The following is a 13569-nucleotide window of genomic DNA, read 5'->3' as shown; positions in this document are numbered from 1 at the left end:
GTAAGCTTTTTAAAAGTTTTCAGCAACAATTAATTCTTACTTTGAATAACAGTAATTTTGGTAATTATCCAGGATTGGCAATACTAAGATTATGTGAGTTGAGTATTGAAGTTGTAATAAGTCGTACTCAGTTCAATTTGCCCAGAGTAATGAAGGTTTTTTGATGTGGCTTGAGGTGTGAAAATTACAACACAGTTCCATCCTTGGGTTTATATCCCAATATTTTAGGTTTACCTGTAAACTTGCAATCACCTTGGTTATATTCTGCTATGGATGCAAAATGCCCCTTCCAAGATTTATGTAACAGTTTAGATTTTGTCTTATCTGTGTAACTGTATGGTAACACGCTTCAGAGATAAACGGCTAGTAATACGGGTAACGAAATATTAATTAGTACAGTTACAACGAGAAATAGATAACAGGGTAGTGTCAAATTCAGATGTGTTAGAGGGAGGATGGATTGTTTAACTACCCTCTTCTGGATAAAAGTCTATGTACACTTAGACTCCACTATATTTTTAATGAAGTTTAGCCATACTCCATAGTACCTGTGTTAATCTGAAGTACTCAAACTAGACTGCTATTTTTGGGTGTTTGTGTCTAGCGAATTGTAATTATTAGACTGAACATTAAGAGATTGAATTATGAAATCCTCTTTTATCACCTTAGTGGTTGTAATTAGCACACTCTTCCTACCTCAGAGTGTCTATGCTAACCAAGAGAATATTCCCATTGTAACAGTTGATGCTGATGCTCCAGAGGAGCCGTTTCACGATCGCAATCAGGCTGGAGTTTTATTGACGGAACCAGCGACGATTACCACTACATGGAGTAATTTTACAGGACAGACCAATAATCCCAAACAAACTGCTGAATCAGTTTCGCTAGTGCAGGAGCGAGGATGCCAAAAGATGAGTCCGCTTGAGTTCATCAATAATCCAGACGCTTTCTTTAAGGAATGTCAGAAGCCAACAAATACCCAAAGTTCTCAAACTACTGAACCAATTGAGTATTTTAAGGTTCCTAAACTCGATTCTGGTATTAGTGTGACAGTTACTAAATTTTGATATAGGGGATTTTTTGGGCCAGAGATAACTAATTTTTGGTAGTGTAATTTATCTAAATAATTTACGCTCAAACATGGATGATATATTTATGTTGGCTGCTTTAGCTCAAAGCAAAAAAGCTTTGCCGGAATGTTTGCCAAACCCACCAGTAGGTTGTGTAATCGTAGAGACCCAAGAGATAGTAGCTCAAGGGTACACGCAAGCACCAGGAAAACACCATGCTGAGGCTGACGCACTTAAACAGATTCAAGGCAAAGCTTTCAAGTTTTTGAAAATGTATGTAACCCTTGAACCTTGTTCTTTTCATGGACGCACACCTGCATGTGCTTTAGCGATCGCAGAAGATTGTCGTATACATGAAATATATGTATCTCTACTTGATCCAGACCCCCGCAATAATGGTCAAGGATTAGACATTCTCAGGAAGGCAGGTAAGACAGTCTATGTCGGGTTATGCGCCAATGAAGTCAATACTTTTCTTAACCAATATCTACTAAGTGATGCTTGAAGATTGTGGTTGAAATTGCAACCTAGTATTATTTTCTTGAAAATCTTTGCGACAAGTCAATCATCTATCTTGATTGATGAATATGTAATTGTGTCAATGAGGTGAGAAAGCTTCAAGATGTTGTCTCCTTAAGAGTCTTCGATGATTTCCGACTGATTGGATAAGTGGAGAATCTTGTTGTAAGTATGTTATGCAAGAATCAACTACCCACCTCTAAACGTAAATCTTTTCGTTTCCATAAGATATTAGTAGCGATCGCAGGTGCTACTGTCTTGCCAAGTACTATCCTTGGTGCTAGTGTTACCACTGTTACTACTTTTATTCCCAAAAATGTTTCCAAGAGCAATCAAATTGATGATACCGCATTCAATGCAGATGTCTGCGTGCAGTATGACACAAGTACAATTGTCACAAATACCTGCGTCTTCGTCATCCTAAATCCCTAATTATAAGTATTGAACCGGACTCCTGAAGGAAGCTGTTTTTGAGCAGGAGAAGTGCATTCGTTTATATTTCAAAATCGGCTGCTATGTACTTGGCTTGAGATCGTTTTATTATCTAATAAAAAATAGAACTAAAAAAAGAATATTTTATATTTAATTATTTTCACTTAATGGCAATCACATAGATGTATATCCAGACTATGAGAATTTTAAAACAATTGTGATTTGATAATTCAGAATTGTGTTGGTATTTACTGTTAGTGATTTATCTTGTGGAGATGAAATCGTTGCTTGGTCAAGGTTTCATTTTTTCGTTAACTCCATTGGAGAATTTAAGTAGACATAATTGTGTTTGAAAATATGCAATTTTTCAGAATAAAATAGTGGGATTATTTCAAAGGATATAGTGATAATACTTTAGGGGAATTGATTTGTGACTGGTGATAATGTTAGTATTATGGGGTGGGTTGATTTTGGGTTTATTATCTCCAACAATTGACTTGTAATGTATCATAGACCAGAATTCATCAGTATTGCCAATTGATTGATTAGCAGTGTGAAATGGTTGTGGGTCTGAATATCTAGACTTGATACCACTAAATTGATGAGGTTACAGAGGAGCAAATAACCATGAGCAACTTAACATCTCCACCTACCGAAGTTCAAAAAACGAAGAAAAAAAGTTTAGCCGCAGATAAAAAACCTCGAGCTACAGATGATATTGTGCGTAGTTATCTGCAAGAGATCGGGCGTGTAGATTTGTTGACTCGCGAACAAGAGGTTATTTTTGCCCAACAAGTGCAGCTGATGATGAATTTACTAGCTGCTAAAGAAGAATTAGCTGTGAAATTAGACCACGAACCCACACTGCAAGAATGGGCAGATCGAGTGGAGTTAGGCGCTGAGGTGCTAGAGCTACAGTTAAGTCAGGGCCACCAAGCCAAGCAGAAAATGATTCAGGCTAATCTCCGGTTAGTGGTAGCAGTGGCTAAGAAATACCAGCATCGCAATCTGGAATTTATGGATCTAATTCAAGAAGGTACTTTGGGTTTAGAGCGAGGGGTGGATAAATTTGATCCTGCTCTTGGCTATAAGTTTTCTACCTACGCTTACTGGTGGATTCGTCAAGGAATCACGCGAGCGATCGCTCAACAAGGACGGACAATTCGTTTACCGATCCATGTCTTTGAGAAACTGAACAAAATTAAACGGGTACAGCGAGAATTATCTCAACAGCTAGGTCGCGTTCCTACTACTGCTGAAATTGCTAATGCGTTATCTTTGACACCTAGCCAAGTTAGAGAGTGTTTATACTTGGCTCGTCAACCTTTCTCGCTAGAGGCGCGAGTTGGTGAACAACAAGATACAGAATTGCAGGACATCCTAGAGGATGACGGCCCTTCTCCTGAAGACTATGCTGTTGAAGAATCTCTCCACCAAGACTTACAAGACTTGTTGGCAAAGTTGTCTCCGCAACAGCGAGAAATATTAACCCTGCGATTTGGTCTGACTGATGGCTATGAACTTTCTTTAGCACAGATTGGCGATCGCATGGGTATTAGTCGAGAACGGGTACGTCAGATTGAGCAAAAAGCTCTCAGTCTCCTCCGACGACAAAAGGAACAAGTACGTAGTTATTTAGCTAGCTGAGGTTATTTTTCCACAATTTAGAGCAATAAAATTTGGTCATTTTGGGGGAAAATAAACCTAAGCAATCTCTATCAAAGATTTGATATGGGCACATCAAAGACAGTGCAACAATTGCAAGCGCAATGGGTGAGTTCTGAAAACTTTCGGCGTTATGGACAAGTAATTTTTGCTAGTCTTGATGGCAAAGGTTACGATGTGGAAGATGCCCAGTTAAACCTGCAAAACGGGATTCCACGATTTTATATCATGCGGTTGGAGAAGAGAGGGCGAAAGTTTCACAAAATTACTCGCCATGTACAATGCACTCAATGTCTGGGTTCTTTGGAAGGCAAGGATTGGTTAATTGCTGTTTGTCCTCCTCATAATGATGTGAATGAACCAGTACTAGAAGAGATTGCTGCTTTCCGCATTCCGGGAAATTGTTTTATCAAGCTACATGAGGGTACATGGCACGCTGGCCCCCATTTTGACCATGAAGCTGTGGATTTTTATAATTTGGAATTAGCTGATACAAATGTCGTGGATCATTTCACTCATGATTTTTTTAAGAGCCATCAATTAGAGTTTGAGATGGTTTCATAAATGTGGTTCTCTTAGTACTTGCGATCGCTTCTTGTTTCACTTTCAGAGTATTTGGCAATAAATCTAGAATAGTTGCAGTGCATCTTCTATTCGCCAACTTTCTCATCAAAGGAGTTGGCGATTAGGGCTTTCAAAGCCAATTACCGATCGCAATCATTGGTGCCCAATACGCAGGATTGTCATAGCTGGGATTCATTCCCTCAGATGATAATTTCTTAGCATGAATCATTCTAATTTGAGCTTGTTGCAATGCCTCCGCAATACTCATGCCAGCGTTGCGATAGTTGCTGTAAAATGTTTTGACTAGTTCGGATGTTGATTGATCGCTGACACTCCACAAAGATGCGATCGCACTTTTAACCCCAACTTGCAATGCAACTCCAGCTAATCCTAGTGTGGCCCGATCGTCGCCAACTGCGGTTTCACATGCAGTCAATGTGAGTAATTCGACGCTATCCGATTTGCTGGTGAGGTTTCGCAGTGAGTTTTCTAATTGACTAATGGTAAGTTTTTGGTTTTTGCCTGTGACAATGAAGGTGTCTTCAGGAATGATCCCAAATTGGGCATGGCTAGCTATGTGAACAATAGGATATGTGGTTTTGTCAAGTGTTTTCTCAAAATTTTCAGGGGAAAAGTTTTCATCAATGAGGTCGGTATGATTAGGAAATATACTTTTAACTGCGCTAACTTCATTGGGAACAGCAAGAAGTTGATCAAAAGTCTTCCCGTCAATTGTGGCTTTTTCAGTTAAACCCAAAATTAATGCTTTTTGTGTACTGCGATTGCGGGCTTTGGGTGTGGTAAGTCGTAAACTGGGGGTTGTGGCAATTGCATAAGTTTCGACTAAATATTTCTGTTGTTGGCTGTCGTAAAGTGCTGCCATTGGAACACTACGCAAAAATCCATCCTGAATAAACACCAAGGTTTTGACTTTCTCCGGCTTGATATCCTCAGCAAAGGGGCGAATTATCCAATCATAAAGCTGTGCCGCAGTTGTTGTATCGTAGTTAAATTCTTCTTGTCCTTTAACTAATTCTGTGCGAAACTCGGCAATTTTTTGCTGTAGGATGTTGCTGCTAACTATTTTACCTTGTTGATTGGGGTCTTCAATCCACTTAAATTTAGTGGCCTGATTGGGTAATTGCAATAACATCCCAGTTTTGCCTTCTAAAATTATGGAACTCAAAAACCCAGTATTCTTAAAAGCTACACTATTATCCTTGAGGAGTTCTCCCACCTGTTTGGGATTCAAGGCACTTAAAATGCAATCATTACCAAAATAATTCTGTAATTCTGCTAGTTTCAAAGCATCGATGGTTTTAACTACTTCTGATAATTCCTTGGCGCGTCGTTCATCGGCGATTGCACCAACTCCTAGCAAATCGAGCCGTGACTGTGCCAAGGTACGGTACAATGGTTGCACAACATCGCGGAAGTCAAACTGTAGATCTCGTTCGGCGGTTAAAATATCGCTGCGGATATCTTCGAGGGTATCAAATGCTCGTTGATAGGATGCGATCGCTTCTTCTTTTCGATTCTGTCGATCTAAAATTCGTCCTGCTTGCCACTCCCACAAATACAAGCTATCTTTGGCACTCAACTTATTATCTGCTGCTACTATTGCAGTTTGAGTATATTTTAATGCTTCTATTTCTTGCTTTGGTTGGCACTCCCAGAAATGACCCAAAGCGCCGTTAGAATAGGAAAGTAGACGATTATCTTGTAATTTTTGACTTGCTGATACTGAATTTTGTAGCAAGCTTAATACATCTGCATTGGGTAAAATAAATTTATTTGGACAGTAAGTAAAAGGTGAAGTTCCTTTAGCATCTGATTGCAAGTATGCTAAATCAATTGCCCCATAGACTTTTGTCGCTGAATCGGGTAAGAGTTCAAGAACCTTCAAAGCATCGTTAACGGTTTGGCTAAACTCCTGATCGTTAATAACTTTGTTCTTATTGGTCTGGGAACCCAACTGAATTAAATTTAACAATCCTCGCATCTCTGCTAAAGTTTGTTTTTGGTCGCTGGCAAGTTTTGCACTTTTCTGAAAATATTGATGAGCTTGGTTATAGTCTTCTATAGACTGTTGAGTAAATTCATTTTCTTTACTATAAATACCAGCTTTATTTGCCGAATCTGCTTGTAACTCTCGCAATTGAGCGCGACTTTTGTAAGCATTACCCAAACTATTTAACACCAAAAAGTCATAAGCTGGATAAATTTGTTGTGCTACGTGCAAATATTTAATGGCTTGGTCATAATTGCCGATTAAGCGATATGCTTCACCGAGAAGGCCCAATGCTGCAACTTGACCGATTTTGTCGTTGTATTTGGTGGCGATTTGTGTAGCACTGTCTAGAGTGCATTCTATTTTTTGACTTTTATCGGCTAGTTGACCACATAAAAGTGCGATCGCTTTGCGGGGTTGTCCCAAATTGCTGTAAACTTGGGCTAGTTCTGACTTCATACGTCCAACTTGCTGGATATTTGCTACACCGCCATAGTCACGAATTGCTGCTAATAAGGATGCGATCGCTGCTTTATTTTCTCCTATTTGTTGGTAAGCACGCGCCAAATTTTCATTTACAACCGCCGTAGCTGAAGGATTATTTTTATACTGATTTAATGCATTTTCCCAGTGTTTTACCGCATTGTGAAAATTTCCGGCATCATAGTCTTTAATTCCTTGTTCAACTAATGCGGTCACATTTGGAGTTTGTGCAGATACGACTTGTCCAAACAAAAGATATGTTAGTAAAGTTGTCAAAAATAATACTTTAATAAATCTATGATGCAGATTTGGTTTTTGGTGTTGCTGAGTAGAGAAATAAATTAGCCTCTTGCAGAGATTTCCAACCTTCAGCAACATCTGCATCCACCAACGCGCAGAGAATAATATTTTAAGATATTTACTTTTAGCTTTCATATTTTTCCACATAGATAAAATGTTTATTTAGCTTTTATTGTTTAAATTACCAGAAATCAGCAGAAAAAACTGAAATTTTGAAAAGTGTGCAGTTTTCTGCAATTTATCTAAAATAGCAAGAAGATTCAGATCGTGGTAGTCAGAGCCTATTTATAAAGTAAATATAAGCAGGTTTAATTATTTATTATGCAGGCAATTTTTTGGAGTGTAGCAGAAGTCGCCCAAAGAACCAAACATTCTTTTAAATAACCTTTACCAGTGAGGATTTGCCATTATTAATGCTTCTGCTTCTGAACTATTTAATGGAACTGAGAAAAAATGTCCCTGACCATATTCACATTTCAACTTTCTTAGAAATGCTAGTTGCTCTTTTGTCTCTACTCCTTCGGCTAGAACATCCACACCCAACTTGTGCGCTAATGTGGCAATTATTTCAATAATTTCTAAATTCTTTTTATTTGCGTTCATCAAGCTGATGAAAGAACGGTCAATCTTCAACACACTAATTGGAAAGTTATAAAGACGACTTAATGAGGAGTACCCTGTACCAAAGTCATCAATTGATAACTTAATACCCATCTCTCGAAGTTGTAAAAATGTAGCAGTTACCTTGTCGCCATTTGCCACAATTACGCTTTCAGTAATTTCTAGTGTTAGCGTGTCAGCATCAAGACCAGTTGAGTGTAAAATTTGCCCAATCTGCTCAATCAAATCTGGCTGGGAAAATTGCTTGAGTGAGAGATTGACACTTATTTTTTCTAGCAAGTTGGAATCATGGCACATCCGCCAAGCTTGCATTTGGCGGCAAGCTTCATGCAACACCCATTTGCCAATGGAGAAAATTAGTCCAGTTTCTTCTGCTAGGGAAATAAAATCTGCTGGATTAAGCAAACCACGCTCTGGATGCTGCCAGCGCAACAGAGCCTCAAAACCCAAAATAGAGCCTTTGGTGAGCGAAACAATCGGTTGATAATAAACTCGAAACTCTAGGCGTTCAATTGCTCGGCGTAAATCGGTTTCTAACTGCAATTTCGCCAGAGCATTAGCATACATATCTGAGTTGAATAGTTTATAACGCGCTCTACCTTGCACCTTAGCTTGGTACATTGCTGTATCTGCATCCCTCAATACTTCTTCTGGATGTTTATAATCTAGTGTCGAACTCAAGGCAATACCAATACTTGCTGTTATGAACACTTCTTGTCCTTCAAGCTCAAACGGTAATGCCAGTTCTTGTTGAATTCGTTCAGCTACAGTGATGACATCTGACACATCTTGGATTCCCTCAAGCAGAATTGTAAATTCGTCTCCCCCAAGGCGTGCAGCTGTATCTATAGAACGTACACATACTTGTAGCCTACTTGCAGTAGCAAGCAGTAATTGATCTCCATTTAGGTGTCCAAGACTGTCATTGATCACTTTAAATCGATCTAGGTCGATAAATAGCACAGCAAATAAATAATTTGAATGCCGTTTTGAATAATTTATTGCATGGCTTAGGCGGTTCATAAATGCAGCGCGGTTTGCCAGACCTGTCAGTATATCGTAAAACGCCAGGTGCAGCAGTTGTGACTCGGCTCGTTTCCGCTCTGTAATTTCAGTTAGCAATTTTTGATTTGCTTTTACCAGTTCCGCTGTCCGTTCTGCTACTCGTATTTCTAACTCATCGTAAGCTTGATGCAACATTTCTTCAGTTTTTTTGCGTTCACTGATGTTGCACAACAGCCAACGCCAGCCAACCTGTTTCCCTTGTAATTTGTACACCGCAGATGCTTTAACCATCGCGGGGAAAGGCTTTCCACCCCGTGGTTGTAGGTTAAGTTCCCAATTCAGTAGCTCTTGAAAATTGTTCATCTGAGAGCAAAAGAACTGACGGTCTTGTTGAGCAATAAATAGAATTAATGGTTTACCTACTAGATACTTTTGGTTGACACCCAGTAAGGTTGCTGCTGCATGGTTAGCCTCTTGGATTGTACCTACGATATTAGTTACCAAGTAACCATCTGGGGCGAACTCAAACAAATCTTGGTAACGCTGGCGCTCTTTCTCTACTTCGGCTCGTGTTACCTTTAATTCTTCAGAGGCTGTCAATAATTCTTCTATTGCGGTGTTAAGTTCCTCGAAAGCCTCTGTTATGATCTCCTGTTCTGAGTTTGGCTTAGTTGTATCGCATTGCAATAGTTTCTGTATCTGTGAGTGCAATTTTTCTATCTGTTGGCTAAATACATCCACGTTCATATTGCTCATTAGAGGATGTTTTAAAAAGGTCTTTTGCTTCCACAGTTAGCACAGAAAGGTATCTCAGTTCTAGGTAAAATCTTGATTTTTTATTGCAGTTAAGCCAAATCAGAACTACAAAATTATATTTTTTGAAACTTTTTAAACATGCTTTTAAATACAATTTATTACAGGTAAAATTTTAACCATAATAGCATATTTGCTTCCCGTGTTTTTTAATATACTTCTTAAGATAGATTCAGTAGTTCGATAACTTAGTGAATTTCTAGGGTTCAACCAATGCAATTGGGCTGAGACGAGCATTTGTTTATTAGTGAAACATCCCATCCGCAATGCCTTGATTTTGCGATGTTTTCCGGCGCTGCAATCAATTACGAGTTAGTAGCTCAAGTGGTCGAAACGCACAGAAATGAAAGAAATTAAGATGGATTGGATCTGATGGTTTAGACTCCCTCTAAATTTGCCAACAATCTCATATTATTCATATTATATTGATGATTTTTGCGAAGCTAGGTACAAATCAATGAGCCTTCTTTCTCGTTGTCTGTTAAGTCAAGTAAATATGGCTACACCACGCTGCGCGAACAAAAATCAAAGCGGGTTCCTATATGAGATGTTGATATGGAAAGAATTGCAGTTATCCTGGCAAACTCCCTAGTATTTTTACAGACGATCAATTATCTTGGCATTTTCTGGTAATTTGGAGTCTTGTTGCCCAGCAGTACGCGCCATCGCTGTGAACAAACCAATGGGAGTATTTAATAAATCTACAAGTGTGGCTTGACCCGCAATGCCTGCGGCGGGATGCGCCAACGCCTTTTTAATATCCCGTGGTACTTCCTTCAATAACCAACGTGCCAAACGATAGCCACATTCTTTAAGTGTAATTTCTCGCATCAAATCTACGCCGTGCAGTTCGTGCAGATAGCGATTTGAGCGTCCATAGCGCCGCCATTGACTTTGCAGTTCTTTAAGTGTGGCGCGGTGGCGGTGCTGAACGATCGCATTTGGGGCAAATTCCAAACGTCCGATGTTTTCACCCAAAATCCGCCAGCAAATATCGGCATCGCCACCAGTGGTAAGATAGGGACGAAATAAACCCGCTTTTTCTAAGGCAATGCGTCGTATCGCCAAATTAGCGGTTTGTCCATAAGGACGAAAGGCATGGTTAAGGGTATGCTTTTGCGACAAAGTTTCTTCACGGTCTGCGTGTTGTTCTAGTAGAGTTTTACCTGGTAGCGGCAAAATTTCACCAGCGACAATTACTACTTCCTTATTGACAAAAGGCTGAATTAATGAATCTAACCATTGAGGTTGTGGGCGACAATCTGCATCGGTAAAAACTATAATTTCGCTCACAGCAGCGCGAATCCCAGTATTACGAGCAGCATAAGAGCTTTGAATTTGGTTTTCGCTCAAGGGGCGAATTGTAATTGGACAGTTTTCGACAGATGTTTTGAGGATGGTGAGAGTGCGATCGCTACTGTTATTGTCTACCAATAAGTACTCTACCCGGTCTTTTGGGTAAGTTTGAGACAAGAGACAATTGATTAACTCTGGTAAATCGGTCTCACCGTTATAAATAGGAACAACCACCGACACCATTGGTAAAGGGGTGGTGGCGGTGGTTGCATCAACTGGCTGATGATTCATAAATCTGAGATTTGAGAGATGGGATTACTAACTAGTATTCCCAAACCGAAATCCTAGAACGGTATATTAAGCAGTTTTCGTAACTCCAAAAATCTGGATTTGGGAATACTACTATATAAACACCTATGAAGAAATCATTTGCATCAATCTAAAATTTCAGGTTATCGGCGCGGCTCATGGGTCGAGTGGGCTGATTTGCTGGTGGCTGGGCGAAGTTGTTATTTGATAAAATGGCGATCGCTCTGGCATATTGCGGATCGCTCTTAGTTCCGATTAAATCTGGATTAGAAGCTAATTGCCGCTCTTGTGCCTCTGTCAAGTCTAGCTTGACATCTGGGGCAATCCCTTTATGGTTAATATCTGTTCCCGCCGGAGTGTAGTAATGGGCAATAGTCACAGCCAAGCCGGAACCATCTGCAAGTTCATGAACTGACTGCACTAGGGCCTTACCAAAGGTTTGACCACCTACGACTACCGCCCGCTTATTATCCTTGAGTGCCCCTGTGAGAATTTCACTAGCACTAGCTGAATTCCCATCCACTAATACTGCCAAGGGACGATTTGTTAAAGCAGTGCGATTAGCTTTAGTTTCTTCAGTGCTGCCCACACGGTCTACTGTTTTGACAATTCCGCCGTCATTGTACCACATCCGAGCAATTTCAATGCTCGCTTGTAACAACCCGCCAGGATTTCCCCGCAAATCTAAGACATAAGAATCAACTTTCTTAGTGTTCAAATCGCGGATGGCTCGTTGCATTTGCTCTGCGGCGTGGGCGCTAAATTCCCGCAACCGGATATAACCAACGCGGCGATTTCCTTCTTGTCTGAGGGTATAACGTACCGTTGGTACTTCAATACTTGCTCTTGTCAGTTTCAACTCAAAGGCATTTTGCCCTGCTCGTCCCAGCCGTAGTTTGATGGGAGTACCCGCTTTGCCACGAATTAACTTGGAAGCGTCATCCACTTTCATTTTGAGAGTGGATTTGCCGTCAATTGCCAAAATTTCATCGCCTCCTTTGATCCCAGCTTTCAGTGCTGGAGAATTTTCTATGGCTTCGACGACAGTGAGGCGCTGAGTTTTTTCGTTTACTTCCATCCGAACGCCAATACCAGAGACTTCCCCAGATGTTTGGCTAGTTAGGGCTTCAAACTGTTTGGGGTCCATGAATCGAGTGTAAGGATCTCCCAACTTTTGTAAAGCTTCGCGGATGGCAGTGTATGCTTCTTCCCGGGAAGAATAGTCTTTGCTCAACAGGGTTTGTCTAGTTGCTTGCCAATCTTGTTGATTAAATTTACCATCAACATATTCATGATTTACCAGTTGCCAAACTTGGTCAACTATCATTTTCGGGCTGTCTTGTAGAGCTAAGGCGGCACGGACACCACGAGTCCAAGCGGAGCCGAATACAGACATCGTAGCAGTCGTAGCGATCGCTCCACCAATCAAGGCTACTTGGAGCGGTGAGTAACTTTTCGCAGATTGGTTCATGTATATTAACTGGAATAATTGTGTTGTTGACAGTTTAGCAATCAGGCTTTCCAGAAATTTTTAAGTTTTTATACCCCAAACTAAGCTATGCTTTCTTCATCATTTTTATCGTTGTAATGATGCCGAAAATACTGCATTATTAACAACCATTTCTCAGTTTGTTAGCCGTCTCCGGAAGGCTATACTAAAGATGTGACACTTTGATTAGCGTCATGTTTGTACTGATTCATTACTTTTATAAGATAGCACTTTGATCGCTTAATTGCAGCCTTATTAGACAGCTATTAAATCAGGTTTTCTTACCGAAGTCATGAAACGTAAATTTACCATCAAATCGTTAATTTCTATTAAAAAAAATTTTTTTAATCTGTGGCAATTGTTACAAAAACTAACTGGTGTATTGTACTTTGTCTTAGGCACTTGGCTGATTTTTACTACTATAACCTTAGTTTTTGCTTCTTCACAGCCAGTAGATGCCTTCTTAGTGCTTGGTGGCAGTATTCGTCGAGAAACTTATGTGGCCCAACTAGCAAAACAATACCCGCAAACCCCAATTTTAATTTCTCATGGTTCCCCAGACCCCTGTATATGGTTAATTTTTCAGCCGCAATTAGTAGAGTTACAAAATGTTTGGTTAGAAAAGTGTGCGAATTCTACTTTTGAAAATTTTTATTATGGTATTCCAATTCTCCGGCGTTGGGGAGTGCATAAAGTCATGTTGATTACTTCGCCAAGTCACTTACCCAGAGCTAAATGGATGGCACAGATTCTCTTGGGCGCTCATGGTATTTGGGTAGAGCCTGAAATTGTTGAGGAGTCGGGCATTCCTGGCAATAATGAATCTTGGGGCAAAACTGGATTAGATTTAACGCGTAGCCTATTGTGGGCAATTTTCAGTCAAATTATTCAACCGGAATGCTCAAATGTAACAAAGCTTGCTGAAGTAGATATGCAAGCTTGGGAGCATAAAGGTTTTCATTGTGAACACCAAGGAGGGTTGAGAAGATAAC

10 protein-coding genes are annotated in these 13569 nt (G+C 40.0%); 6 read left to right on the top strand and 4 right to left on the bottom strand.

All coding sequences use genetic code 11. The features are described 5' to 3' along the window. The first annotated feature begins 644 nt into the window (after positions 1 to 644). The 5 genes from G1O98_RS19805 (at position 645) to G1O98_RS19785 (ending at position 4250) form a co-directional block, all read left to right on the top strand. Positions 645 to 1067: a hypothetical protein gene (locus tag G1O98_RS19805; protein WP_163930847.1), complete on the top strand. Its 423-nt coding sequence runs from the start codon at positions 645 to 647 to the stop codon at positions 1065 to 1067. A 73-nt stretch (positions 1068 to 1140) separates the two neighbouring features. Next, a complete protein-coding gene (locus G1O98_RS19800; RefSeq protein ID WP_163930845.1) occupies positions 1141 to 1575 on the top strand; it encodes a deaminase in 435 nt (144 codons plus the stop codon). A 185-nt stretch (positions 1576 to 1760) separates the two neighbouring features. Beyond that, complete coding sequence (locus G1O98_RS19795) at positions 1761 to 2021, top strand: DUF3172 domain-containing protein (RefSeq protein ID WP_163930843.1); 261 nt, start codon at positions 1761 to 1763, stop codon at positions 2019 to 2021. Positions 2022 to 2648: 627 nt separating this feature from the next. Next, complete coding sequence (locus G1O98_RS19790; RefSeq protein ID WP_012408212.1) at positions 2649 to 3668, top strand: RNA polymerase sigma factor, RpoD/SigA family; 1020 nt, start codon at positions 2649 to 2651, stop codon at positions 3666 to 3668. A gap of 84 nt (positions 3669 to 3752) precedes the next feature. Then, on the top strand, positions 3753 to 4250 hold the full coding sequence (locus tag G1O98_RS19785) for an ureidoglycolate lyase (RefSeq protein WP_163930840.1): 498 nt from the start codon (positions 3753 to 3755) through the stop codon (positions 4248 to 4250). A gap of 130 nt (positions 4251 to 4380) precedes the next feature. Here the strand turns inward: G1O98_RS19785 and G1O98_RS19780 are convergent, their stop codons facing one another. From G1O98_RS19780 to ctpB, 4 genes are all read right to left on the bottom strand, one after another. Next, positions 4381 to 7020: a CHAT domain-containing protein gene (locus tag G1O98_RS19780; protein WP_345940569.1), complete on the bottom strand. Its 2640-nt coding sequence runs from the start codon at positions 7018 to 7020 to the stop codon at positions 4381 to 4383. A gap of 411 nt (positions 7021 to 7431) precedes the next feature. Continuing rightward, on the bottom strand, positions 7432 to 9426 hold the full coding sequence (locus tag G1O98_RS19775) for a GGDEF and EAL domain-containing protein (RefSeq protein WP_243458485.1): 1995 nt from the start codon (positions 9424 to 9426) through the stop codon (positions 7432 to 7434). A gap of 654 nt (positions 9427 to 10080) precedes the next feature. Further along, positions 10081 to 11070 carry a glycosyltransferase gene (locus G1O98_RS19770; protein WP_163930835.1) on the bottom strand — a complete coding sequence of 330 codons (990 nt, stop codon included), beginning with the start codon at positions 11068 to 11070 and terminating at the stop codon, positions 10081 to 10083. 148 nt (positions 11071 to 11218) lie between these two features. Continuing rightward, positions 11219 to 12559, bottom strand: a complete 1341-nt coding sequence (gene ctpB / locus G1O98_RS19765) for a carboxyl-terminal processing protease CtpB (protein WP_163930833.1) — start codon at positions 12557 to 12559, stop codon at positions 11219 to 11221. A gap of 310 nt (positions 12560 to 12869) precedes the next feature. Between ctpB and G1O98_RS19760 the strand changes: the two genes are divergently transcribed. Then, positions 12870 to 13568 (top strand): YdcF family protein, encoded by a 699-nt coding sequence (locus G1O98_RS19760; RefSeq protein ID WP_175586774.1) that lies wholly within the window; start codon positions 12870 to 12872, stop codon positions 13566 to 13568. The last annotated feature ends 1 nt before the right edge of the window (position 13569 follow it).

Origin of the sequence: Nostoc sp. UIC 10630, assembly GCF_010747425.1 — a bacterium.
In the GTDB taxonomy this organism is placed as follows: Bacteria; Cyanobacteriota; Cyanobacteriia; order Cyanobacteriales; family Nostocaceae; genus Nostoc.
This window is presented reverse-complemented; position numbering and strand designations above follow the sequence as displayed.

Excerpts from the sequence above, each read along its gene's own strand:
- G1O98_RS19805 (WP_163930847.1), top strand. The coding sequence starts at position 645 with ATGAAATCCTCTTTTATCACCTTAGTGGTTGTAATTAGCACACTCTTC.
- G1O98_RS19800 (WP_163930845.1), top strand. The coding sequence starts at position 1,141 with ATGGATGATATATTTATGTTGGCTGCTTTAGCTCAAAGCAAAAAAGCT.
- G1O98_RS19795 (WP_163930843.1), top strand. The coding sequence starts at position 1,761 with ATGTTATGCAAGAATCAACTACCCACCTCTAAACGTAAATCTTTTCGT.
- G1O98_RS19790 (WP_012408212.1), top strand. The coding sequence starts at position 2,649 with ATGAGCAACTTAACATCTCCACCTACCGAAGTTCAAAAAACGAAGAAA.
- G1O98_RS19785 (WP_163930840.1), top strand. The coding sequence starts at position 3,753 with ATGGGCACATCAAAGACAGTGCAACAATTGCAAGCGCAATGGGTGAGT.
- G1O98_RS19775 (WP_243458485.1), bottom strand. The coding sequence starts at position 9,426 with ATGAGCAATATGAACGTGGATGTATTTAGCCAACAGATAGAAAAATTG.
- G1O98_RS19770 (WP_163930835.1), bottom strand. The coding sequence starts at position 11,070 with ATGAATCATCAGCCAGTTGATGCAACCACCGCCACCACCCCTTTACCA.
- ctpB (WP_163930833.1), bottom strand. The coding sequence starts at position 12,559 with ATGAACCAATCTGCGAAAAGTTACTCACCGCTCCAAGTAGCCTTGATT.
- G1O98_RS19760 (WP_175586774.1), top strand. The coding sequence starts at position 12,870 with ATGAAACGTAAATTTACCATCAAATCGTTAATTTCTATTAAAAAAAAT.